This is a genomic window from Flavobacterium cerinum (assembly GCF_024496085.1).
Classification (GTDB): domain Bacteria; phylum Bacteroidota; class Bacteroidia; order Flavobacteriales; family Flavobacteriaceae; genus Flavobacterium; species Flavobacterium cerinum_A.
Genome location: NZ_CP101751.1, coordinates 648,983 through 672,745 on the forward strand (window position 1 = coordinate 648,983; position 23,763 = coordinate 672,745).

The following is a 23,763-nucleotide window of genomic DNA, read 5'->3' on the forward strand; positions in this document are numbered from 1 at the left end:
ATTTTTAAATTATATCCTCTATGAATCTAATTGACAACACTATCCTTTTTGTAAAAAAACAACTCGAAAATGCCGAGGGCGGACATGACTGGTTCCATATCGAACGTGTATACAAAAATGCTTTATTAATCGCTCAGGGAGAATCGTGTGATCTTACCGTGGTTAAACTCGGCGCTTTACTACATGATGTGGCCGACAGTAAGTTTCATAACGGTGATGAAACCGTGGGTCCGAAAGTGGCCCGCACTTTTCTTGAAAGTGAAAATGTTCCGGAAGCTACCATCCAACATGTAATCAATATCATTGAAAACATTTCGTTTAAAGGCGGGAACTTCGAAAGAAAATTCCACTCTAAAGAACTGGATATCGTTCAGGATGCGGATCGTCTGGATGCCATCGGTGCTATTGGTATTGCAAGAGCTTTTAATTACGGTGGTTTTAAAAACAGAACCTTACACAATCCGAATATTCCGGTGAATATGAGTATGTCTAAAGAGGAATACAAAAAGACGGAAGCGCCAACTATTAATCATTTTTACGAAAAGTTATTGCTTCTTAAAGATCGTATGAATACCGAAACAGGAAAAAAAATAGCTTTAGATCGTCATAACTATATGGAAGGTTTTCTTTCTCAGTTTTATGCCGAATGGGACGGGGAAAAATAATCAGGTTTCCGCAACCAGTTTTAAGGTGATTTCATAGATATTTTTCTTCTCAATTTTGGCTTTTAACCAGGCGTAAAAACTCATTACAAAAATATCTTCTTCCCGATAAGACTTCCATTGGAAAGATGCTTCAACCTGTTTTTGAAAAGCTTCAGAAGCAAAATTTTCAGGCGTGTCCAGGTATTTCTCTACTAAAGAAAGAAATATCAGGACACGTTTTTCATTGATTGTTGTCAGGTATTTTTTATAGCGCCTCTTAAAACTATTTAATCGGGACATTACATAATCGATATTTTTCAATTCGACGTGGAGTAATATTTCGATTAAATTCTTTTTAATAGTCCATTCCATGCTTTGTTTTTTCTCATACCACGTATCCGTATGCGCGAAATTTTTAAAAACCTGTTTTAACTGATCCAGTTTCAGTTGCTGAAAATAGAAAACGGCAAGACTTAATTGCAGATCCAACACTTCAGAAATCTCAGCTCCTTTGCAGTCATTTAAGATAGTCTCAGTCTGAGTAATCGCAAATTCGGCATTCCCGGAATAATTTGCTATAAGACAATGCAGTAATTTCAGACGATAATAAAACTGTCGGTAATATACTTTATCCTGTTTTTTCATTTCCGACTCCATCTTATCCAAATACAGCATGGCTTCTTCAAACTTTTTATTTCTGAAAAGCGTATTGCCCATAAAATACAATATCTGAATGTGGTAAAACAAATGCTGATCTGCCAGTTCTTTTTTTGCCTGTATAAAACGATAGCTTTTATGTACAAATCGCTCGATTTGATGATAATCATTCCGTAAGGCGGCGTATTCGTTAGCGATAAACAAAATCTGATACAGCGATTTAAATGTCAGAATTTCCTTAAGAGAGATATTAAACTGCTCAATCGTGCTGGTAATCACAATCTGAAAATCGAAGAATACTGCTCCTTCTTTTATTTTCGACAATTCTTTCCGCAATAAAGCATAGCCTAAATTGAGTTGTTCTTCCTGTAAAAACTTCTTTTGATTCTCTCGGTATTTTTCTATCAATTCTGAAAAAATCATTTTTTCATCCAGATGTGCATATTCAATCTGAAGGTGATAAATTTCATTCAGCAGATTAAAATGCTCCTCTTTTAGTGCTTTTTCTTCCGCTTTTCGCAATATTTTAAAAGCCGGTTTATACTGTTTATGCTTAAAAAACACCTTCCCGGCTATAATCAGTTTTAGGATGACTTTCTCTTCTGAAGTCTCATCTTCAAAACGCTTATTTGTTATAAAAGTAACCAGATTATCGTACAAACGTTTGCGAAGTGCATACAGAGCCGGTTTGTTTTTATAATCAATATTATTTTCATTTATATCATCAGATTTAAGCAAGTTAAAAAGTTGAATATTTTGCGTATCATGTCTTTTATTTTGCTGTTTTAAAAAACGAATAAATTCTTGTTTTTCAGCATCTGATAATATATTTATAATTCCGGAAACAGAATTCATAGTTTTTATTTTCGTATATAAACAAAAATAATAAATCATTTTATATCGTCAGTTTTTATTAAAATCTAATTTTAAATACTCTTTTTTTTATAAGAATTTTAACCTAACAAAAAACAAAATCATTATGGAAAATTTCAAACCATCAGAAACTGTAGAAACCGTTTCAAAAAATCAGGGAACTCCTAAAAACAATATACAAAAACCCAGCAATGCGTTCGTGGGTGCTTCCTGGAGCGTACTTCTTATAGGCGTATCGGCGTATTGTATTGGTTTAACGAATGCAGCAATGCAATTAAATGAAAAAGGCTATTACTTTACTTTATTACTATTTGGTCTGTTTTCTGTTATTTCCGTTCAAAAAAGTGTACGTGATAAAATGGAAGGCATACCGGTAACCGAAATTTATTACGGAATCAGTTGGTTTTCGATGATAGCCTCCATTACACTCCTAACGATTGGTTTATGGAATGCTGATCTGGCATTGAGCGAAAAAGGGTTTTTCGGTATGGCGTTTGTCTTAAGCTTGTTTGCTGCTATTACTGTTCAGAAAAACACTCGTGACATAAAAATGGCCGATTCTAATAATTAAACCACTCTTTATTTTAGATTAAAAACCGTATTTTAGTGGTAAAACATACCGTTATGAGTGCAAAAATCATCAAAGAATTACCCAAATTAGTCGATGCTCAGATTATCACTCCGGAAACGGCAGCGGCCATCGAGCAGTACTATCGCAATAGCCCGAGTACAAAATCCAATAGTCTTCTGACTATTTTCGGAGTATTGGGTGCTATTTTAATCGGCTTGGGCATTATCCTGATTTTTGCACATAACTGGGATGATCTTTCAAAAACCACAAAAGTTTTGCTGGCCTTTTTGCCGCTTATCGGTTCTCAGTTTTTAACCGGTTATACCATCATCAAACAGAAAAATTCCGTTTGGAAGGAAGTTTCCGGAACGCTATTGTTTTTCGCCATCGGAGCTACAATTGCGTTGATCAGTCAGATTTATCATATTCCGGGAAATTTAGGTAATTTTCTACTTACCTGGATAGTATTGTCCGTACCGATTCTTTACATTTTAAAATCGAATTCACTGGCATTGCTTCATCTTATTTTCGCCACTTATTATGGTGTAGAAGCAGGCTATGGCAGAACCGGTTATCCGTGGCTATATCTCGTTTTGATTGTGCTCTTTCTTCCTCATTATTACCGGTTATACAAAGCGCATCCGAAAGGAAATATTACTTCCGTTTTCCATTGGCTTCTCCCGTTTAGCATTACTATTATGTTGGGTGCCTTTTTAAGCGGAACATCCCGATTGGGCTTCCTGATCTACATTTCTCTTTTCGGATTATTTTACAATATCGGTAAACTCACCTATTTTGAAGAGCATCGATTTATAAGAAACGGCTATCAGATAATCGGCATTCTCGGAACCAGTATTCTAGCAATTATCTTAAGTTCGAAATGGTTCTGGCTGGAATTTTACAACTCTGTTCATTCCAACTTTACCGATCTTATTCTGCTCTTTTTATTACAGTTCGTTTCTTTGTTCTTGATGTGGTCCTATTTTCAAAAGAAGAAAGACATCAAACAATTTACTGCGTTTCAGATTTTATTCCTTGTTTTTGATGTCATCTTTCTGTTGGGAATAACCAATTCCATCATAGGTATGGTTTTAACCAATATCATTGTTTTATTACTGGGTGTTCTAATGATAAAAAACGGTTCGCAACAGGCCGATTTTACTGTCCTGAATTACGGATTACTTCTGATTTCAATCTTGATCATTTGTCGTTTTTTCGATACCAATATTTCCTTTGTGATCCGGGGATTGTTATTTATTGCGGTTGGCGTTGGTTTTTTCTACGCGAATTATATTCTATTAAAAAGACAAAAAAAATAACAGGCCATGAAAACAAAACAATTCGTACTGCTTTTTAGCATTGTGGCGCTGATACAGCTTGCCGTTCCTACTTCCATGATATGGGAGAATCAAAAGACAATTGAAAACGGAACCGTATATAAATTCAAAACAGCACCTATTGATCCTAATGATCCTTTTATCGGGAAATATATTGCCTTACAGTATGCTTTAGAATCCTTTCCGTCAAAAGATTCAATTTGGGAAAGCGGCGATCCTGTTTTTATTTATCTGGGTAAAGACACCGATGGATTTGCTACGCTGAAAAAAGCAGTAAAAAACAAAGAAAAAGATAACCCGGATGATTATGTGATTGCTAAAGTCAATTATAATTTTGACGGAGTAGTTCATTTTATATTTCCGTTTAACACCTATTATATGGAGGAAAGTAAGGCTTATGATGCAGAAACAGCCTATCGCGAGCAGGTTCGCGACACAACTTCTTCTTATCCGACTTACGCTCTTGTACATGTAAAAGACGGAAAAGCGGTGTTATCAGATGTGATCATTAAAAATACTCCGATAAAAGAGTATGTTCGTAAAAAATAAAAGCTCTTACCAGTATTGATAAGAGCTTCTCTTTATTCTTTATTCTTTATTCTTTATTCTTTATTCTTTATTCTTTATTCTTTATTCTTTATTCTTTATTCTTTATTCTTTATTCTTTATTCTTTATTCTTTATTCTTTATTCTTTATTCTTTATTCTTTATTCTTTATTCTTTATTCTTTATTCTTTATTCTTTATTCTTTATTCTTTATTCTTTATTCTTTATTCTTTATTCTCTTAACTATTTCCCCGGAAATTCGGCTTTTCTTTTTTCTAAGAAAGCGGTTGTTCCTTCTTTAAAATCTTCAGTTCCGAAACATTCTCCGAAAGCACGAATTTCGGTATGATAACCGTTAACCCCTTCTTCGAAGCTGGCGTTTACCGCCTGAATGGCTTTTCCGATAGCTACACTTGAATTTTTAGTAATTTTTCCGGCAATATTTTTAGCCAGATCCATCAATTCAGCCTGTGGTACTACATGATTCACCAATCCGTAATTTAATGCTGTTGCTGCATCGATCATTCCGGCCGTCATAATCATTTCCATTGCACGACCTTTTCCAACTAATTGCGGTAAACGTTGTGTTCCGCCATATCCCGGGATAACCCCTAATGATACTTCCGGAAGTCCCATTTTAGCATTATCCGAAGCAACACGGAAATGAGCCGACATGGCCAGTTCCAATCCGCCTCCCAAAGCAAATCCATTAATTGCAGCGATCACCGGTGTTTCCATATTCTGAACAAAATCAAAAAGCATTTCTTGCCCCTGAGCAGCCAGACGTCCTCCCTCTTTAACTGAAAAGTTAGCAAACTCTGAAATATCTGCTCCGGCTACAAAAGCTTTCTCTCCGCTACCGGTTATAATAATTACTTTCGTCGATCGGTCTTCATTCTCTGCTTTAAAAGCTTTATGTAATTCTTCTATTGTTGCCTTGTTAAGCGCATTCAGTTTGGTTGGACGGTTAATTGTGATAACCGCTACGCCATTTTCTTTTTCAATTAAAATGTTTTCGTAGTTCATGATCTAATTTTTATGTGTTGATGATCGGTAGTGTTACCAAAAATTCGGTTCCCTTTCCATTCTCACTTTGAAATGTAATGGTTCCGTTATAATTTTCTACAATATTCTTAATAATTCCCAAACCTAATCCCATTCCACTGGTTTTTGTCGTGAATTTTGGTTCGAAAATACGATTTTTATGCTCCATACTAATACCAATCCCATTGTCTTTAACAATAATTTTGGCATTGTTATTCTCTTTGTAAACTTTTACTTCAATTTTTGGCGCCGGTTCGGTATCCGGAATGGCCTGAATGGCATTTTTAACCAGATTGGTAATGATGCGTATTAATTGCGTCCGATCAATTTTGGTAATGATCTCTTGCTGTTCCGCTTCAAAATAGATATAATATTCATTAAAAATATCCAGTGCCAGTTGTACCACTTTTACCACATCGAGTGTTTCATTTTGTTGCGCCGGCATCGTTGCAAAATTGGAAAAAGCCGAGGCTACAGAACTCATCGTATCGATTTGCTGAATCAACGTTTTGGAATAATCATCTACTTTTTGGTTGACATTCGGATCATTCGGATCGAACTTACGTTGAAAACTCTGTACCGTAAGTCGCATTGGTGTCAGCGGATTTTTGATCTCGTGCGCTACTTGCTTGGCCATTTCTCTCCAGGCTTGTTCCCTTTCGCTTTGCGCCAGTTTTTCAGCACTTTCTTCCAGTTTATCCACCATTCCATTATAAGCCGTAATCAAGGAAATAATCTCCTTACTACTGGATGCTTCAATCGGTATTTTTTCGTTTTTCTTATTGAATCGGGTATCGTAAATCCTTTCACTGATTGTTTGCAACGATTTTGTAATATAACTCGACAGGAAATAGGCCAACATAATCGAAGTCAACAACATGAAAAAATACACCTGACCAAAACGAATCAGGAAGTTTTTGACTTCATTCTCATAAAAACTGGTTTCTTCCCGATACGGTAAATTCAGAATTCCTAACGGCTTGAACTTTGTATCTTTCAAATAACTATAAGAAGATCGGTATCGCTGACCGTCTATTTGGCGTAAATCAACAAAACGCTTACTGGTAGAGGATTGTATAATTTTTAGAATAATCGGTGAGATAGGGCGAGCCAGACTGTCGATCGAAAAGTTTCCTTTCGAAGAAATCAACAGGTTTCCTTTCAGATCGTGAATATTAATTTCCAGTGCATGGATATTTGCCAATTCCTGGATTTTATCTTTAAAAATCAACGGCAGATTTTCCGTCGTTAAGGGATAAGTAGTTGTAGAAAGGATATAATTGATGTGTTGGGTAATCGCATCTTCTTTTCGCTCCAGACGATCCTGATGATAAATACGAGCTTCCTTTCGAAACTGGTAAATTGACACGGTTGCAATCAAAACCGACGCAATTAATGTCAGGACGATCATCGAGAAAAAGATCCTGACCTGTAATGATAACTGCGTTATTTTGAAATCTTTGAACATTTATGACTGGTTTCTTTCCCGGATTCGCTTATATAATTTATAGCCCAACATAAGCAGAATCGAAAATACAAAAATTCCGATTACGCCATAAATCCAATTTAGCGCATCTTTTAATATTACCAAAAATACCACTGCAAACAGAATAAGAGTTGCTCCTTCGTTCCAGATTCGGAAAAACGCTGAAGTATGGCGCACCTCGTTCCGCTGTAATTGTCGGAATATCTGATGGCATTTCAGATGATACAGGTATAACAAAAAAACAAAAGCAAGCTTAACATGCATCCAGGGCATTTTCAACCAGGCATTACCCAATGTGGTAAAAAACAACATCCAATAGGCAAAAATACTGGCTAGTATCGCCGATGGCCAGGTAATGATATACCATAACCGATAGGTCATGAGTTGATATTGCTTAATCAATATTTCTTTTTCCGGCGAAGGTTTATCTTTTGCTTCAGCGTGATAAACAAACAACCGAACGATATAAAAAAGCCCTGCAAACCAGGTGATCACAAAGATCAGATGCAGGGATTTTATATAATTATAATATTCTTCCATCAAAAATGACGTTAGTTTTTAGACCAGTCTTTAATCCAGCTACTCATGGTATCAATCCAGTTATCATCGTCGTTCAAACAAGGAATGGCTAAAAAGTTTTCACCTCCGTGTTCTTTAAACTGATGGTTGGCTTCCATTGCGATTTCCTCCAATGTTTCCAGACAGTCTGCTACGAATGCCGGTGTAACTACGGCCAGATTTTTTATTCCCTGATCCGGCATTTTATTGATTTCAATATCGGTATACGGTTCCAACCATTTATCTCCGGACAGTCGCGATTGAAACGTCTGACTGTATTTTTCTTTCGGAATATTCAATAATTCCACTACTTGTCTTGTCGTTTCAAAACATTGATGACGGTAGCAAAACTCATGAGCCGGTGACGGTGTACTACAACACGATCCGTCAATTTTACAATGTGAACGTGTTACATCTGTTTTGCGGATATGACGTTCCGGTATACCGTGGTACGAAAATAACAAATGATCGTATTCAAATCCTTGTAAGTGTTTCTGAATTGAATCGGCCAGATTTTGGATATAGTCTTTTTTATTATAAAAAGCCGGTACAGTAGTAAATTTCATTTGCGGGAAATGCTTTTGACGCAGTTCCTCAGCCAGCACAAGAATTGTTGTTGTAGATGCCATAGCATGTTGCGGATACAATGGGAACAACATAACTTCCGTTACACCCTGATCCGCCAATTCCTGTAATCCGCTTAAAATAGACGGATTTCCGTAGCGCATAGCCAACGCAACCGGAACTTCAACTCTTTCCTGTACTTTTTTATGAGCACGTTTTGAAATCACTATTAAAGGAGAACCTTCTTCCCACCATATTTTTTTATAGGCTTCTGAAGATCGTTCCGGACGTTTTCTCAGGATAATACCTCTTACTAATAAGGCACGCAATAAAAAAGGTACATCAATTACGTATTTATCCATTAAAAATTCATCCAGATAAGGCTTTACATCTTTCGGTTCCGGGCTTTCCGGAGACCCCAGGTTTACTAACAATACTCCTTTCATAAATCTTTTTTTTGCAAAATTATCAGCTTGCAAATTATTTTATGGTTTCTATTAATCTCTTTTTTGAATATTCCTATAAATAAATTATATCGTGCTTATGAGCTGATATTGATCGACATCAGGTATTTTTTAGGTGTCGTTCCAAATTTCTTTTTAAATGCCGAAATAAAATGGCTTGCTGTACTATAACCTATTTTCAATCCCACTTCATTCACATTATACGATCCGCTGTCCAATAATTTTCGGGCATACTCCATTTTATAATCGAACAAAAAACTATAAACCGAATCTCCGTAAATCTGCTTGAATCCCATTTTGAGTTTTTTCAGATTTAATCCAACCTGATCAGCCAGTTCCTGTAATCCGGGCGGTTCAGCCATATTTGCCAAAACGATATCTTTTGCTTTTCGTATTTTTAATACATTTTCTTCATCAATCAAAAACGGGCATTGTTCCGCATCCGGATCCTCGTTTCTATTAAAAAACAAACTTAGCAATTCATATCCTTTACCTTTATAATATAACTTTTTAATTGAAGGATTCAGGTTATAATTGAAAATCTGATTGAGTACAATGGCCATCGACGGACTTATATTTTCCTCCTTATAATATTTTTTATCCCGGTTTTCATCGCTAAGAAACGGAATATATTCGGCTTCGGAAGAAAATAAAGCGTGAAATTTTTTAATCGAAATCAATACCGAGACAACCCAGGAATGCGGTTCGATTGTTAAATGCAACGGCAATTCTTTTTGCGGATTATATAACAATAGCGACTTTTCTTCAACAAGATCCAGAGCATAACTTCCCTGATTAAACAGAAATTTTGCTTTCCCCTTTAATCCGAAATGAAACTGAATAAGCCCCATACTAACAGGGCGTTCAAACCGGACAACATCGTTCGTATCATTCTGAAAACGAATCAAAAAAAAGTCTTCTTCAATTTTTATTTCTTCCTGAGAACCCATAGCGGTATTTTTTCGTATATAAGTAAAACCCTTGTGATTTTCTTTATTTAGAATAATTCCAAATAAAAATTACGTAAGGTGTTGATTTCTCTACAAATTTAAAAGATTTTGAGCAGACAACCCTATTTTAGTTTAAAATATCTCAGAGCGATACAAAAAGACCTTTGAGCGTTATTTTTATAAATCAGATAGTGATACTTTTGTTTAACTTTAGAATAAAGTGAAGAAAATGGAAAACAATACTATATTGAAGCATCCCACTTTTTATGCCGTTGGATTGAGTTACAAGAAAGCGGATGCCGAGATGAGAGGAAAATTCAGCCTTGATTTTCAGGCGAAAGATAACTTACTGGCACAAGCTAAAAACGATGGTCTTGGCACCTTAATCGTTACCTCAACTTGTAACCGAACCGAAATTTACGGTTTTGCACAGCATCCTTTTCAATTAATAAAATTACTTTGTGAAAACAGTCTGGGTACTATTGAAGATTTTCAAAAAGTAGCCTATGTATATAAAAATAACGAAGCCATCAACCATATGTTCCGTGTCGGAACCGGTTTGGACAGCCAGATTTTAGGTGACTTCGAAATTATTAGTCAGCTTAAAAACGCTTTTATCGAATCCAAAAGTCATAGCCTGGTGAATAACTTTTTGGAGCGTCTGGTTAATGCCGTGATTCAATCAAGCAAACGGATTAAAAACGAAACCGAAATCAGTTCCGGCGCCACTTCCGTTTCTTTTGCCGCTGTACAATATATTATGAATAACGTTCCGGACATCAGCAATAAAAGCATTTTGCTGTTCGGAACCGGAAAAATAGGTCGTAATACCTGCGAAAATCTGGTAAAACACACCAAAAATGATCATATTACATTGATCAACAGAACCAAAGACAAAGCGGAGAAAATTGCCGGAAAGTTTAATCTTATTGTAAAAGATTATGCCGACTTACAACTGGAAGTTCAAAAAGCCGATGTTTTGGTTGTAGCGACCGGAGCTCAAAATCCGACTATCGACAAAGCGATTCTCAATTTAAAGAAACCAATATTGATTCTGGATCTGTCGGTTCCGAAAAATGTACATGAAAATGTAAAGGAGCTATCTGATGTTACACTTGTCCATATGGATCATCTATCCCAAATGACGGATGAGACACTGGAAAACCGAAAAAAACATATCCCGGCTGCCGAAGCTATAATTGAAGAAGTTAAAGAAGAATTTATCAGCTGGACCAAAGCCCGTAAATTCGCTCCGACAATTCATGCCTTAAAAGAAAAACTGAACACTATTAAAGAAAGTGAGTTGAATTTTCAACGTAAAAAATTCAGTAACTTCGATGAAGAGCAAGCCGAAATCATCAGTACCCGAATTATCCAGAAAATTACCACCCATTTTGCCAATCATCTGAAAGACAACAATACCATGGTCGATGAAAGTATCGAATGGATTGAGAAAATTTTTCAGATAGAAACTGCTAAAAATGAATAAAACAATACGAATTGGAACCCGCGACAGCGAATTGGCATTATGGCAAGCCCACACTGTAGCAAAACAATTAAACGACTTAGGATATCAAACAGAAATTGTCGCCGTAAAATCTACAGGCGACATTATTTTGGATAAACCTTTGTATGAATTAGGCATCACCGGCATTTTCACCAAAACACTTGACATTGCCATGATTCAAGGTGAGGTGGATATTGCTGTTCATTCTATGAAAGATGTTCCGACTGCACTTCCCAACGGAATTGTTCAGGCAGCCGTACTCGAAAGAGCCAATACTGTTGATATTCTGGTTCACAAAGGAAACCTTGACTTTTTAAACGGAAACGGAATTATCGCTACCGGAAGTCTGCGTCGCAAAGCACAATGGCTCAATAAATATCCGTCACATGAAGTGGTTGATTTACGCGGAAATGTCAATACCCGTATGCAAAAACTACAGGATAATAATTGGAACGGTGCCGTTTTTGCCGCTGCCGGACTGGAACGTATTAACCTGAAACCCGATACTTATATCGATCTGGACTGGATGACTCCTGCTCCTGCTCAAGGCGCAATGGTTGTAGTAGCCATGGAAAATGACACTTTTTGTCGTGAGGCTATAGCTAAATTAAACCATAAAGAAACTGAAATCTGCACCTATATCGAACGTCAGTTCCTTAGAGAACTGGAAGGCGGTTGTACAGCTCCGATCGGAGCATTGGCGACGGTTTCCGATAATACAATATCCTTTACCGGAGTTTTGTTTTCGCTTGACGGAAAGGAAAAACATGAAATACAAAAATCCGTTCCGATGGAAGAATATAGCGAACTGGGACAAAAAGCAGCGCGTGAAATTCTGGAAAACGGCGGAAATGACCTAATGGTTCAAATTAGAAAAACACTACAGAAATAATGCAGGAAGCGATTCGTATAATCAGTACCAAAATACTACTGTCTAATCAGAAGCAATATCTGCTTAATGCTGGTTTTTCTGTTATCGAATCCGATTTTATTAAAACGGAGGATCTCGATTTTTCTACGAAAATTCTCCATGATTCCTTGATTTTTACTAGTCAAAATGCGGTCCATAGTGTACTAAAGCATCCCGATTTGAAAATTTTACAGCAAAAAGAAGTATTTTGTGTCGGTTTAAAAACCAAAGCCTTACTGGAAGCAAACGGCTTTAACGTCATTGCCTATACCGGGTATGCGGCGGATCTGGCGGAAATCATCACATTAGTCTATCCGAAAAGAACGTATACTTTTTTTAGCGGAAACTTACGTCGGGACACATTACCGGATACTTTTCAGGAAGCCGGAATTGTTTTTAACGAAATCACAGTATATACAACGTCACTGACTCCGCATAAAATAGAAGCCAAAGCTAACGGTTTGTTATTTTACAGTCCTTCCGGTGTTGTTAGCTATTTAAAGGATAACCCGATAACCGATGAAATTTGTTTTTGTATAGGAACAACAACAGCCGAAGCATTACTGAATGTCACTAAAAATATAGTAATAGCGAACCAGCCTACTATTGAGAATACGATAATTCAATGTCTGAATCACTTTAAATCGTTAGCGTCATGAATTATCTTTTAGAAAATCAGGAAACCAACCGGTTAGTATTCCGAAAACTTACTCCGGGTGATTTTGAAAGCTGGCTACCCTATCATAAAGATTTTGATGCAATCGAATTCTATAACGCCGGCAAAACTCCGGAAGAAGCTTGCAGGAAATGGTTTGAAGAACAATTTTCAAAATACGAACAACAATCGGGAGGTATGAATGTCCTGATTGATAAAAAAAGTAAAGCCGTAATCGGTCAATGCGGATTAGAACCCGATACGGAAGATAAACGTAAAATCGTTATTCGCTATGCCTTGCTTCCGAAATTCAGAGGGAAAGGATATGAAGAAGAAGCCTTACAACAGTGTATTACTGCAGCTTTTAAAACGATGAAAATAAAATCCCTTATAGCATTTGCAAGTCCGTCTGATCAGGAACGGGAAGATGTTTACACCAAAATAGGTATGGAATGGGAAGATACTGATATTGAAAACCATACCATTGTTAATATATTTAAAATAAAGCAATAAGCAATTCTTTTCGGAATTGCTCAAAACAAAAGATTATGATACAGAACGATTTATTTTTAAGAGCTTTAAAAGGAGAAACTGTAGAAAGACCTCCTGTATGGATGATGCGTCAGGCCGGACGTTATTTACCGGAATTCCGTGCATTACGGGACAAGTATGACTTTTTCACCCGTTGTAAAACTCCCGAGTTGGCTGCTGAAATAACCGTTCAACCGATACGTATTGTAAAACCGGATGCTGCTATCCTTTTTTCGGACATTCTGGTTGTACCGCAAGCAATGGGAATTGATGTGGAGTTGAAAGACAATATCGGCCCGATTATTCCAAACCCGATTCGTTCGGCAGCTGATGTGGAAAAAGTATATATTCCCGATGTTCAGGAATCTTTAGGTTATGTAATGGATGCTATTAAACTAACCAAAGAAATGCTAAATAACGAAGTACCGCTAATCGGTTTTGCCGGTTCACCATGGACAATCTTTTGTTATGCCGTGGAAGGAAAAGGTTCCAAAAGCTTTGATACCGCTAAAGGTTTCTGTTTTTCACAACCGGAAGCAGCGCATGTATTACTACAAAAAATTACCGATACTACGATTGCTTACCTGATCGAAAAAGTAAAAACCGGTGTGAATGCCGTTCAGATTTTCGACAGTTGGGGCGGAATGCTTTCTCCGGTTGATTATCAGGAGTTTTCATGGAAATACATTAACCAGATTGTAGAAGCATTGGCTCCACATACCGAAGTAATTGTCTTCGGAAAAGGTTGTTGGTTTGCCTTAAATGATATGGCAAAAAGTAAAGCTTCGGCTTTGGGTGTAGACTGGACTTGTTCGCCTCAGAATGCACGTTATCTAACCGGAGGAAATATTACATTACAAGGAAATTTTGATCCTTCCCGTTTGTTATCACCAATTCCGACCATTAAAAAAATGGTACACGAAATGATCGATGCTTTCGGAAAAGACAAATATATTGTGAATTTAGGCCATGGAATTTTACCGAACATTCCGGTTGATCATGCAAAAGCATTTATCGAAGCTGTAAAAGAGTATCAAAAATAAAACGGCAATAATTATAATATCCACACCGTGATAAATAAAATTAAGATTTGTCTTTTAGCATGTTTGATCACAACAGTTGCATTTAGTCAAACCCGTATTAAAGGAAACATCGCTACGGCTATAGCCGCTATTCCGAATTTTGGCGTAGAAACCAAAATCGGTGAAAAACTTACCTTTCAATTCGATGCAACCGCTTCGTTTTGGAAATCATTTAAAAGCGGTCCGATGGAATTTACATTGGCTTTTGCCGAAGTCCGGTATTATACGAAGGATACTAACAAAGGCTTTTTTGTCGGTGGCCATATTGGCGGAAGCCGTTATAAAATTCAAAAATGGAATTACTGGGATTCCGATTATTACCAGGAAGGTATTGGTGTGATGATAGGAGCTACTGTAGGTTATCTGTACCCTATAAATGATCACTTTAGTGTAGAATTATTTTTAGGCGGAGGATCACATCAGGGTTTTTATAAAGGCTATACAATGTCGACCGGGGAACGGGTTGACGGTGCCGACAGATACAATAAGAGTAGCGAATTCCTTCCTTATCGCGGAGGTTTGATGTTGGTTTATAAATTATAACAATGAAAGAGACATTTTACGCATACATACAAAATTTACAGGATACAATTACATCCGCATTGGAAAAAGCCGATGGTAAAGCCGTTTTTCGTCAGGATATCTGGGAACGCCCGGAAGGTGGCGGCGGAAGAACCCGTGTTATCGAAAACGGTAATGTATTTGAAAAAGGAGGCGTTAATATTTCGGCTGTTCACGGACCGTTACCGAAAGCAATGCAATCCTATTTTAATGTAGGCGATGTCGATTTTTTTGCCTGTGGACTGAGTTTAGTCATCCATCCTAAAAATCCGATGGTACCAACTGTACATGCCAACTGGCGTTATTTTGAAATGTATGACAAAGAAGGAAATATTATAAACCAGTGGTTTGGCGGCGGACAAGATTTGACTCCTTATTATTTATTTGAAGAAGATGCCCGTCACTTTCATCAGATCTGTAAGACAGCCTGTGATAAACACGATCCGGACTTCTATTCGCAATTTAAAAAACAATGCGATGCCTATTTTTGGAATGCACATCGTAATGAAGCACGGGGAATTGGTGGGCTTTTCTTTGATCATTGTAAGGCAACCGAAAAAATGACAATGGAAAACTGGTATGCTTTTGTAACCGAAGTAGGAAATAGTTTTATTGATGCCTACCTTCCGATTGTCGAAAAACGAAAAGAGCTTACCTACACACCGGAAAACAGAAACTGGCAGGAAATCCGCAGAGGACGTTATGTGGAATTCAATCTGGTACACGACAAAGGAACACTGTTCGGATTAAAAACCAACGGACGTATTGAAAGTATTCTAATGAGTTTACCGCCACATGTACAATGGGTCTACGATCATCATCCGGAAAAAGACAGTCCGGAAGAACAATTGATTGCTGTTTTAGAAACACCCGTTGACTGGCTAAAATAGTTTTTCGTAACTTGCGGCCTTAAATCGATTCATGACCGATACATTAATTATCCTCCTGTAACCGATGGATTTTAAAAAAAATTTTTTCATCGGATTCTGTATACTTCTGTCGACTTTTGCTTTTTCTCAAAATGATACCTTGTATCAGGAAGTCACGCAAAAGTACGACACAACGTATCGCGTCAATTATGCAAATAAGATGATCTGTAAACTGAATATTGATTCCGATATCAATAACATTTACATCCGTAAAGTCCGTGAAAAATCAGAAAATAAATTTATCCCGAATGAGATTTTTAAACTACGTTTTTCGTTCGATTACCGGTTTCTCGGGATAACCGTTTCTTTTTCTCCTAGTTTTTTTCCAGGTAATAATGACAACAGCATTAAAGGAAATACCCTTATTCTCGATCTGGGCTTTAAGTTTTTCTATTCTGATCGCCTCCGACAGGAAATTATCTATAAAAATGTACAGGGTTACTACCTGGTTTCCCCTGAAAATGATGAATTGATTGAAGCTTATCCGCATATGAAAGTGAATACTTATGGCGGAAAAACATTCTTTATTGTTAATCGCAATTTCTCGTATCGGGCTTACGAATCGCAAACGGAACGCCAAATGAGAAGTGTCGGTTCCTTTATTCCAAGTGTCTATTACGCATACAATACGCTCGAAACCAATGCCGAAAACACCACTAAACTGTTTATTGATAAGATTTATTCCTATGATCTTATCCTTCAGGCGGGTTATATGTATAATCTCGTTTTAGATAAAAAATGGTTTGCCACCGCAGGATTTCATCCCGGTATCGGTTATAACCATTCCAAAAACTTTTACCAGAACAATCAAAGTAATCTGGAACTCGAACAAAAATCTCAGGGAATCAATTTTAATATTGATGCCAATCTTGCTTTAGGCTTTAACAACAGCAATTTCTTTTCGGGCGTCAAAGCAAATTATCGGAATTTCAATTACATTAATGAATTGAATACCGAGTTTATCAATACCCGTATCGGCATCGATTTTTTTATCGGATATCGGTTTAAAGAGTCAAAACCGATTAAAAAAGTTTTTGAAAAAATCGAAAAACAATTGGACAGACTTCCGATATAAGTCCGTTTTCAACCCACTTTTTATTCTTTTCTTACTACCGTTTGTAATGGCATAAAGTCCAAAAATGGCTTTTTTTATACCTTTTTTGTCCTATACAGCAAAAGGCTACTCCAACTACACCCAAGCCAATCAAGCATCTAATTATCAACATTTTACACCCGTAAAAACCTGTCATTTTTTATAAATTTCGGGTTCCTTCACTTGTACACGCTATATATTCTTCGTTGTTTTGAATCAAAACCCACACGAATATGAATACTGAAATTTTTAAGCGAAAAGGTCAGTTAAGTCCAACTCAAAACTTAATAGCGCTATGAACGACCAAAACATTTTTCCGGAAGATATTCTAAAGAGTACCGTAGAATATCATATTGCTAAACACAGCAAAAAAACCAACATTATTTTCTGGGCTATTTTTGTCACCTTGTTTAGCATCATTATTGCCACTCCTTTTATCTATGTTGATTTGTATACAACCAGCAGAGGACAGATAATTCCACAGGAGAAAAAAGCATCACTATATGCACCGGCGAGCGGTCGTGTTGTTTTATCCGGATTGGAAGAGAATAAAAAAGTACAGGCCGGAGATACCTTATTAATCATTGATCATAAAATAATTGAAGAAAAAGGGCGTCTGAACAATATTCAAACCAGTGAATACAGTGATTATATCTCCGATCTGCGTCATCTTTTAAAAAGGAATTACAACGCACTTAAAACCGAGCAATACAAAAAAGAATATCTGAAACATGCTCAGGAGTTATATAACATTGATGTAGTGATCAAAACTTCACAAACAGAATTCGACCGTGCTGATCGTCTTTATAACAAACAGATCATCGCCAAAGCAGAATATGAAAAGACTTTGTTAGAATTAAACAAGCTTAAAAACGACAGAGTTAACATTATCAAACAGGCTGAATTAGGTTGGCAAAAACAATTGACCGACTATTTACAATCCGTTACCAATATTCATTCCAACTCCAATCAGTTACGCGAAGAAGAAAAAACCTATGTATTGATTGCTCCGATAAGCGGCGAACTATTAAATGTTCAAGGGATTAGCAAAGGAAGTACCGTAACACCCGGTAGTGTAATTGCTGAGATCTCTCCGGATCGTGATATCATTGTGGAAACTTATGTTTCTCCGTCTGATATCGGTTATATCAAAGAAGGTGAAAATGTAAAATATCAGATTGATGCTTATAATTCCAATCAATGGGGATTTGCTACCGGGCGAATTATCGATATCGGAAAAGATGTTGTTTTTATCGGGGATTTACCGGTATACAAAATCAGAAGCTCCATTTCCAAAAAGAGTTTGTATTTAAAAAACGGTTCTGAAGGAAAATTGAAAAAAGGAATGACACTTACCAGTCGCTTCTTTCTTACCAAAAGAAGTATGTTCCAGTTATTATTTGATGAAATTGAAGATTGGTTAAACCCTTATAACAGCATTAAAAATGAGTAAAATCGCCATAAAACAACACGACTACAGCGACTGTGGAGCCACTTGTCTGGCATCGGTTGCCGAACATTATAACCTGAGCCTTCCTATTGCCCGAATCCGACAATATGCCAGTACGAGTCAAAAAGGAACTACACTTTTAGGTTTACGGGAAGCCGCTATCAAACTGGGATTCCTTGCAAAAGGCGTAAAAGCTTCTTTGGACAGTATTAAAGATATTCCGCTTCCTGCAATTGCCCATGTTATTATCCGTCAAGATGATCATGAGTTTCCGCACTATGTAGTGATCTATAAAGTAACCGATAAGTATATCCAGATTATGGATCCGGCTTCCGGTAAAATAGAAAAAAAATCACATGAGGAATTCAAAAGCATGTCTACCGAATATTTTCTGATTCTGATTCCGGATGAAGATATTTTCAAAGAAAGAAATGAGAAAGTTTCGAATCTAAAACGTATTGCATTCCTGTTAAAGCCACATAAATACATTTTGATTCAGGCTTTTATCGGTGCCGTTATTTACACGCTCCTGGGTTTTTCTATGTCCATTTATGTCGAAAAAATTACCGATTTTGTATTGGTTAGCGGAAACAAAAGCCTTTTGAATCTGATGAGCGTTATTGTTTTGGGTTGTATTTTACTCCAATTTACTTTTGGTGCTTTAAAGGATTTTTTCCTTCTCAAAACAAGTCAGCAATTGGATTCCCGTTTAATTCTGGGTTATTATAAACATTTGTTTACCATGCCACAGAAATTTTTCGATACCATGCGTATCGGTGAAATCATGTCCCGTATCGGAGATGCTGTTAAAATCCGATTATTGATCAATGAAACAGCACTGACCGTTTCAGTAAACATCCTAATCGTGATATTCTCTTTTATCTTTATGTATACCTATTACTGGAAACTGGCATTGATTGTATCGCTAATTATTCCGGTATACGTGATCATCTATTTTATCGTGAACAATCTGAATAAGAAAGCAGAACGTCAGGTAATGGAAAAAAATGCGATACTGGAAGCGCAATTGGTCGAATCTATTAAAAATATCGGGACCGTAAAACGTTTATCACTGGAAGAATTTTCCAAAAACAAAACCGAACTGCGTTTTATTGACTTATTGAAAAGTATTTATGCTTCCGGTATTAACAGTATTTTTTCGAGAGTTTCAACCGAATTCGTTTCTCGTATTTTTACTGTAATCCTATTGTGGGCCGGTACTCATTATGCTATCGACGGTCAGATTACACCCGGGGAATTATTCTCTTTTTATTCTGTTATCGGCTATTTTACCGGACCGGCTTCTCAGCTAATCGGAACCAATGTTCAGATTCAGAATGCGATGATTGCAGCCGACCGTTTATTTGGTATTATGGATTTGGATAACGAAAAAACAGAAGCAACTATTAACCTCAACAAAAACAATTTGGGTGATATTGAATTCAAAAATGTGGACTTTTCGTATGAAATCGGTAGAAATACTTTTAAAGAACTTAATCTTACGATTCCGAAAGGTAAATTCACCGCTATTGTAGGCGAAAGCGGAAGCGGAAAAAGTACCATTGCTTCTTTAATCCAAAGTATTTACAACCCGACAGACGGTAAGATTTCGGTTGGAAATTACGATCTGAAATATATTTCAAAAGACAGCATCAACAAATTGATTACTACTGTTCCGCAAAATGTTGAGCTTTTCGACGGTTCTATTATTTCCAATATTGCGATCGGAGATCAGAATCCGGATATGGAGCGCATCATTGATGTCAGCAAAAAAGTAGGAGCCTATGATTTTATTGAATCATTACCGAATGGGTTCGATACGTATCTCGGTGAGTTCGGAGCCAATTTATCCGGTGGAGAACGGCAACGAATCGCTTTTGCCAGAGCGCTATACAAAGATCCGGAAGTGATTATTCTGGACGAGGCAACATCAGCATTGGATTCGGAATCAGAACTGGTTATCAAAGATTTAATTCAGGAATTATCCCAACAAGGAAAAACAATTATTGTGATCGCTCATAAATTACATTCCATAAAAAATGCCGATATTATTATGGCTTTTAAAAAGGGTGAATTAATTGAGAACGGAACACATGACGATTTGCTAAACCAAAAAGGCTACTACTATAAAATGTGGCAAAACAATTTAAACTAAAAACCCCAACCAACTATATTATGAAAAATTATTCTTTTGCCAATAAAGCGATCGTAAGAACGCCGCTTGAACCGAAAAAAATGAACATTACCTGGGAAATGATCCAGGATATTTTTAAAAATCCTAAAAACCGTGAAGCGTTATTTATCGGATCACCGAGTATCTATAAGGCTTTTGAGTTATGGGAAAAAGGAGAAGCTTTCCAGGAAGAAAGCGACTTACGAAATTTAAAAGGTTCCTTATATAAATATACTTCGAGAATGTCCAACCGATGTACGCCTTTCGGGATGTTTGCCCATGTATCAGCTATTGATATGGGATCGGAGACAAAAATCAATTTCGAAAAAGCAGCAATTAGTCGGTATACGAAATACGACATGTACTTTTTAGGTAGTTTTATGCCTATTATTACCAAAGACAATGCGATACGATCGGTATTACAGTATTTCCCGAACACATCTGTTTATACGGTTTTCGACAAATACCGCTATGTTGAATATTATTTTAAAAAGAACGCAAGACTTCACAAGATTTCTGAAGTACTGGCTACTGAATACCTGGATATTATCCTGAAAAATGCCGCTAACGGCACTACAATTTCGGAATTAACCCAATACCTGATTTCCGATGAAATCACGGAAAAAGATGCACTTGCATTTATCAATACCATCATCGACAGTCAGTTTCTGGTAAGTGAACTGGAATTCACATTAACCGGTGAAGATTATTTCGAAAAACTAATTGCGAAATTCAGTGAGGATCGCTTTAATTTTCACGAAGCTCAAGTAATCCGTGAACTGATTGTAAGCTTAAAAGATAAAATCCGCTCGCTGGATGAGAATGTTTACAATGATCCTGAAAAATATCAGGAAATTTACAGCTTACTAAACCAGGAGCTGGATGAAGTTGATGAATCCAAATTATTCCAGGTTGACGGCTACAGAACATTACCGGATGCCAGTCTGAGCAATAGAATCCTAAAAAAACTACGTAATGGTGTAACTGCTTTAAACAAGCTACAGCCTTTACATGAAAAAAGCAATCTGAAAGAATTTAAACGAAAATTTTCAGAACGTTATGAAGAATACGAACAGCCTTTAATCAAAGTATTAGATCCCGATGTAGGAATTGGCTACGGAAAACAATCCGGTGCTAAAACACCTTTAGTGGATGAACTTAACATTATCCCGAATTTTTCCAATTACAAACAAGTAAATATCAGCCCGGAAAGAGCTTTTCTATTCCGTAAATTGGTTCAATCGACTCAAACCGGTGCTACTGCTATTGCTCTGACGGATGATGAAATCAATCAATTTGAAGAAAAAGAGCGTTTGTATACCGACAGTTTCTCCGTTTTCTTTAATATGTTTCATGAAAATAATGAGGAAAAAATTGCGTTGACTTCTGTTGCCGGTCCTTCTGCCAATGGTCTTATCGGTCGATTCGGACACTTAAATGAAAATATTATGGCGCTTTGTGATGAAATTTCCGAAAGAGAAAAAGCATTACACCCGGATAAAATCATTGCGGAAATCATTCACTTACCACAAGCCCGTACCGGAAACATCTTATATCGCGGGTTCCAGAGAGAATATGAAATTCCGTATTTGGGTAGTTCTTCGTTAGACCTGGAGCATCAGATTTCAGTAGATGATCTTTATGTTTCAGTAAAAAACAACCGTATCGTTTTACGTTCAAAAAGATTAAACAAAGAAATTATTCCCCGACTGGGAAATGCTCATAATTATAGTGCCAATGCCTTACCGATTTATCATTTCCTTTGCGATCTTCAAAATCAGGATTCGTCCGGTATCGGATTTTCATGGGGTGAATTACAAAACGACTTTGACTTCCTTCCGAGATTATCGTACAACGATATTCTATTATCGAGAGCCACTTGGAATTTATCCGAAAAAGACATTAAGTTTCTGACTTCCTTAAAAGAGGAAGCGATTATTGATACGGTACGCGCTTTCCAAAGCGAGCGAAAAATACCGGATATTGTAGCTTTTGTTCAGGGTGATAATGAAGTTGTCGTTAACTTCACCAATGATTTGAGCTGTAAAGTCTTTACCTTAATGCTAAAAGGCGAGCGTTTTATCCAACTGAAAGAGTTTTTGTTTAAAGAAGACACCGTAACCGAAAACTATTGCAACGAGTTTATTGTTTCCGCTTTCAGAAATGTTGAAGTAAAAAAAGAAACCAATAATAAACACACTGAAGTAGTATCAGCTTATAAAGCCAAATCACTTCAGGAAGGCACACCTGTTCACAACAGTGCCGTAACACCTTCTTTTTCTATTGGTGAAGAATGGTTGTACTATAAATTCTATTGCGGCGAAAGAGCCGGTGAAGAGCTTTTAAACAGAGCAATCAATCCTATTGTTGCCGAACTGGAAGCCCGGAATCTGATTCAGAAATGGTTCTTTATCCGTTATCAGGATGCATTAGGACATCATTTACGTTTCCGCGTATTGTTAAACGACAAACAACATTTTACAGAGTGCATCAACATTATTAAACAGCATATTCAGCCGTTTGAAAAAAATAACATTATCTGGAAAACACAAACGGATACCTATCTGAGAGAATTACAACGCTACGGACATCTGGCTATTGCCGAAACCGAAAGCTTATTCCATTTTGACAGCGAATGTACATTACGTTTTTCCGATATGATCGAAGGTGATCAGGGCGAAAAGATCAGATGGAAATTCTGTTTATTATCCATGCATTTCTTATTGGAAGATCTTGGCTTTAGCTTAAAAGACCGAATCGAAATGCTAAAAGTAGCAAAAACCAGTTTTGGAAATGAGTTTAACCGTTCCGGTTCCGGCGAACTAAACAAGCAGATCAATGAAATGTTTGCTAAAAACGAACGTGATATCGAATTGTTTATGGATGAATCATTAACGGATGAAATGTATGCTCCGATATGGGACGTCCTAAAAGAACGTTCCGTTAAAAACAGTACCGTTGCCAAACACCTTCAGGAATTGGCGCAAACACAACAGTTGCCGACATCTTTCGGTTCCATAGCGCTAAGTTACCTGCATATGATTTGTAATCGGGTATTTATTGCCAAACAACGGGTACATGAAATGGTTGTTTACGATTATCTGTACCGTTATTACAGCAAACAATTGTATACATCAAAAGCCAAAGCCGAGTCCAAACAAGTTGAAATCCTATAAGC

21 protein-coding genes are annotated in these 23,763 nt (G+C 36.9%); 15 read left to right on the plus strand and 6 right to left on the minus strand.

Annotated elements, in window-relative coordinates:
* Positions 1 to 20: 20 nt before the first annotated feature.
* On the plus strand, positions 21 to 665 hold the full coding sequence (locus tag NOX80_RS02885; protein WP_371926074.1) for an HD domain-containing protein: 645 nt from the start codon (positions 21 to 23) through the stop codon (positions 663 to 665).
* Here NOX80_RS02885 and NOX80_RS02890 read toward each other — a convergent pair whose 3' ends face one another.
* Complete coding sequence (locus tag NOX80_RS02890; protein ID WP_256551835.1) at positions 666 to 2,156, minus strand: hypothetical protein; 1,491 nt, start codon at positions 2,154 to 2,156, stop codon at positions 666 to 668. It lies immediately after the preceding gene.
* A gap of 124 nt (positions 2,157 to 2,280) precedes the next feature.
* Between NOX80_RS02890 and yiaA the strand changes: the two genes are divergently transcribed.
* Genes yiaA through NOX80_RS02905 form a run of 3 tightly spaced genes read left to right on the plus strand, consistent with a single transcriptional unit; the run spans position 2,281 to position 4,631 of the window.
* On the plus strand, positions 2,281 to 2,745 hold the full coding sequence (gene yiaA / locus NOX80_RS02895; RefSeq protein WP_256551836.1) for an inner membrane protein YiaA: 465 nt from the start codon (positions 2,281 to 2,283) through the stop codon (positions 2,743 to 2,745).
* A 53-nt stretch (positions 2,746 to 2,798) separates the two neighbouring features.
* Positions 2,799 to 4,064, plus strand: a complete 1,266-nt coding sequence (locus NOX80_RS02900) for a DUF2157 domain-containing protein (protein ID WP_256551837.1) — start codon at positions 2,799 to 2,801, stop codon at positions 4,062 to 4,064.
* A gap of 6 nt (positions 4,065 to 4,070) precedes the next feature.
* Positions 4,071 to 4,631 (plus strand): GDYXXLXY domain-containing protein, encoded by a 561-nt coding sequence (locus NOX80_RS02905; protein ID WP_256551838.1) that lies wholly within the window; start codon positions 4,071 to 4,073, stop codon positions 4,629 to 4,631.
* A gap of 240 nt (positions 4,632 to 4,871) precedes the next feature.
* Here the strand turns inward: NOX80_RS02905 and NOX80_RS02910 are convergent, their stop codons facing one another.
* From NOX80_RS02910 to NOX80_RS02930, 5 genes are all read right to left on the minus strand, one after another.
* Positions 4,872 to 5,654, minus strand: a complete 783-nt coding sequence (locus tag NOX80_RS02910; RefSeq protein ID WP_256551839.1) for an enoyl-CoA hydratase/isomerase family protein — start codon at positions 5,652 to 5,654, stop codon at positions 4,872 to 4,874.
* A 10-nt stretch (positions 5,655 to 5,664) separates the two neighbouring features.
* Positions 5,665 to 7,140 (minus strand): PAS domain-containing sensor histidine kinase, encoded by a 1,476-nt coding sequence (locus tag NOX80_RS02915; RefSeq protein WP_371926075.1) that lies wholly within the window; start codon positions 7,138 to 7,140, stop codon positions 5,665 to 5,667.
* Positions 7,141 to 7,698, minus strand: coding sequence for a CopD family protein (locus NOX80_RS02920; RefSeq protein ID WP_256551840.1), 558 nt, complete (start codon positions 7,696 to 7,698; stop codon positions 7,141 to 7,143).
* 11 nt (positions 7,699 to 7,709) lie between these two features.
* A complete protein-coding gene (hemH, locus tag NOX80_RS02925; RefSeq protein WP_256551841.1) occupies positions 7,710 to 8,726 on the minus strand; it encodes a ferrochelatase in 1,017 nt (338 codons plus the stop codon).
* A gap of 95 nt (positions 8,727 to 8,821) precedes the next feature.
* Positions 8,822 to 9,694, minus strand: a complete 873-nt coding sequence (locus NOX80_RS02930) for an AraC family transcriptional regulator (RefSeq protein ID WP_256551842.1) — start codon at positions 9,692 to 9,694, stop codon at positions 8,822 to 8,824.
* A gap of 229 nt (positions 9,695 to 9,923) precedes the next feature.
* Between NOX80_RS02930 and hemA the strand changes: the two genes are divergently transcribed.
* The 11 genes from hemA (at position 9,924) to NOX80_RS02985 (ending at position 23,761) form a co-directional block, all read left to right on the plus strand.
* Entirely contained in the window at positions 9,924 to 11,183 is a 1,260-nt protein-coding gene (gene hemA / locus NOX80_RS02935; protein WP_256551843.1) for a glutamyl-tRNA reductase, read from the plus strand.
* The gene (gene hemC / locus NOX80_RS02940; RefSeq protein WP_256551844.1) at positions 11,176 to 12,093 is read left to right on the plus strand and encodes a hydroxymethylbilane synthase; all 918 of its coding nucleotides are present in this window, start codon (positions 11,176 to 11,178) and stop codon (positions 12,091 to 12,093) included. The genes hemA and hemC overlap by 8 nt, the downstream gene beginning before the upstream one ends.
* The gene (locus tag NOX80_RS02945; RefSeq protein WP_256551845.1) at positions 12,093 to 12,770 is read left to right on the plus strand and encodes a uroporphyrinogen-III synthase; all 678 of its coding nucleotides are present in this window, start codon (positions 12,093 to 12,095) and stop codon (positions 12,768 to 12,770) included. The genes hemC and NOX80_RS02945 overlap by 1 nt, the downstream gene beginning before the upstream one ends.
* The gene (locus NOX80_RS02950; RefSeq protein ID WP_256551846.1) at positions 12,767 to 13,279 is read left to right on the plus strand and encodes a GNAT family N-acetyltransferase; all 513 of its coding nucleotides are present in this window, start codon (positions 12,767 to 12,769) and stop codon (positions 13,277 to 13,279) included. Before NOX80_RS02945 ends, NOX80_RS02950 begins: the two co-directional genes overlap by 4 nt.
* A gap of 35 nt (positions 13,280 to 13,314) precedes the next feature.
* On the plus strand, positions 13,315 to 14,340 hold the full coding sequence (gene hemE / locus NOX80_RS02955; RefSeq protein WP_256551847.1) for a uroporphyrinogen decarboxylase: 1,026 nt from the start codon (positions 13,315 to 13,317) through the stop codon (positions 14,338 to 14,340).
* A 27-nt stretch (positions 14,341 to 14,367) separates the two neighbouring features.
* Positions 14,368 to 14,922: a DUF3575 domain-containing protein gene (locus NOX80_RS02960; RefSeq protein WP_256551848.1), complete on the plus strand. Its 555-nt coding sequence runs from the start codon at positions 14,368 to 14,370 to the stop codon at positions 14,920 to 14,922.
* Between the two features lie 2 nt (positions 14,923 to 14,924).
* Positions 14,925 to 15,830 carry an oxygen-dependent coproporphyrinogen oxidase gene (gene hemF / locus NOX80_RS02965; protein ID WP_256551849.1) on the plus strand — a complete coding sequence of 302 codons (906 nt, stop codon included), beginning with the start codon at positions 14,925 to 14,927 and terminating at the stop codon, positions 15,828 to 15,830.
* A 64-nt stretch (positions 15,831 to 15,894) separates the two neighbouring features.
* Positions 15,895 to 16,944, plus strand: coding sequence for a DUF4421 family protein (locus NOX80_RS02970; protein ID WP_256551850.1), 1,050 nt, complete (start codon positions 15,895 to 15,897; stop codon positions 16,942 to 16,944).
* A gap of 313 nt (positions 16,945 to 17,257) precedes the next feature.
* Positions 17,258 to 18,415, plus strand: a complete 1,158-nt coding sequence (locus NOX80_RS02975; RefSeq protein ID WP_256551851.1) for an HlyD family secretion protein — start codon at positions 17,258 to 17,260, stop codon at positions 18,413 to 18,415.
* A complete protein-coding gene (locus NOX80_RS02980; protein ID WP_256551852.1) occupies positions 18,408 to 20,567 on the plus strand; it encodes a peptidase domain-containing ABC transporter in 2,160 nt (719 codons plus the stop codon). Before NOX80_RS02975 ends, NOX80_RS02980 begins: the two co-directional genes overlap by 8 nt.
* Positions 20,568 to 20,587: 20 nt before the next feature.
* The gene (locus NOX80_RS02985; protein WP_256551853.1) at positions 20,588 to 23,761 is read left to right on the plus strand and encodes a lantibiotic dehydratase; all 3,174 of its coding nucleotides are present in this window, start codon (positions 20,588 to 20,590) and stop codon (positions 23,759 to 23,761) included.
* Positions 23,762 to 23,763 lie beyond the last annotated feature (2 nt).

Coding starts and splice junctions, on each gene's coding strand:
- NOX80_RS02885 (WP_371926074.1), top strand. CDS start 21: ATGAATCTAATTGACAACACTATCCTTTTTGTAAAAAAACAACTCGAA.
- NOX80_RS02890 (WP_256551835.1), bottom strand. CDS start 2,156: ATGAATTCTGTTTCCGGAATTATAAATATATTATCAGATGCTGAAAAA.
- yiaA (WP_256551836.1), top strand. CDS start 2,281: ATGGAAAATTTCAAACCATCAGAAACTGTAGAAACCGTTTCAAAAAAT.
- NOX80_RS02900 (WP_256551837.1), top strand. CDS start 2,799: ATGAGTGCAAAAATCATCAAAGAATTACCCAAATTAGTCGATGCTCAG.
- NOX80_RS02905 (WP_256551838.1), top strand. CDS start 4,071: ATGAAAACAAAACAATTCGTACTGCTTTTTAGCATTGTGGCGCTGATA.
- NOX80_RS02910 (WP_256551839.1), bottom strand. CDS start 5,654: ATGAACTACGAAAACATTTTAATTGAAAAAGAAAATGGCGTAGCGGTT.
- NOX80_RS02915 (WP_371926075.1), bottom strand. CDS start 7,140: ATGTTCAAAGATTTCAAAATAACGCAGTTATCATTACAGGTCAGGATC.
- NOX80_RS02920 (WP_256551840.1), bottom strand. CDS start 7,698: ATGGAAGAATATTATAATTATATAAAATCCCTGCATCTGATCTTTGTG.
- hemH (WP_256551841.1), bottom strand. CDS start 8,726: ATGAAAGGAGTATTGTTAGTAAACCTGGGGTCTCCGGAAAGCCCGGAA.
- NOX80_RS02930 (WP_256551842.1), bottom strand. CDS start 9,694: ATGGGTTCTCAGGAAGAAATAAAAATTGAAGAAGACTTTTTTTTGATT.
- hemA (WP_256551843.1), top strand. CDS start 9,924: ATGGAAAACAATACTATATTGAAGCATCCCACTTTTTATGCCGTTGGA.
- hemC (WP_256551844.1), top strand. CDS start 11,176: ATGAATAAAACAATACGAATTGGAACCCGCGACAGCGAATTGGCATTA.
- NOX80_RS02945 (WP_256551845.1), top strand. CDS start 12,093: ATGCAGGAAGCGATTCGTATAATCAGTACCAAAATACTACTGTCTAAT.
- NOX80_RS02950 (WP_256551846.1), top strand. CDS start 12,767: ATGAATTATCTTTTAGAAAATCAGGAAACCAACCGGTTAGTATTCCGA.
- hemE (WP_256551847.1), top strand. CDS start 13,315: ATGATACAGAACGATTTATTTTTAAGAGCTTTAAAAGGAGAAACTGTA.
- hemF (WP_256551849.1), top strand. CDS start 14,925: ATGAAAGAGACATTTTACGCATACATACAAAATTTACAGGATACAATT.
- NOX80_RS02970 (WP_256551850.1), top strand. CDS start 15,895: ATGGATTTTAAAAAAAATTTTTTCATCGGATTCTGTATACTTCTGTCG.
- NOX80_RS02975 (WP_256551851.1), top strand. CDS start 17,258: ATGAACGACCAAAACATTTTTCCGGAAGATATTCTAAAGAGTACCGTA.
- NOX80_RS02980 (WP_256551852.1), top strand. CDS start 18,408: ATGAGTAAAATCGCCATAAAACAACACGACTACAGCGACTGTGGAGCC.
- NOX80_RS02985 (WP_256551853.1), top strand. CDS start 20,588: ATGAAAAATTATTCTTTTGCCAATAAAGCGATCGTAAGAACGCCGCTT.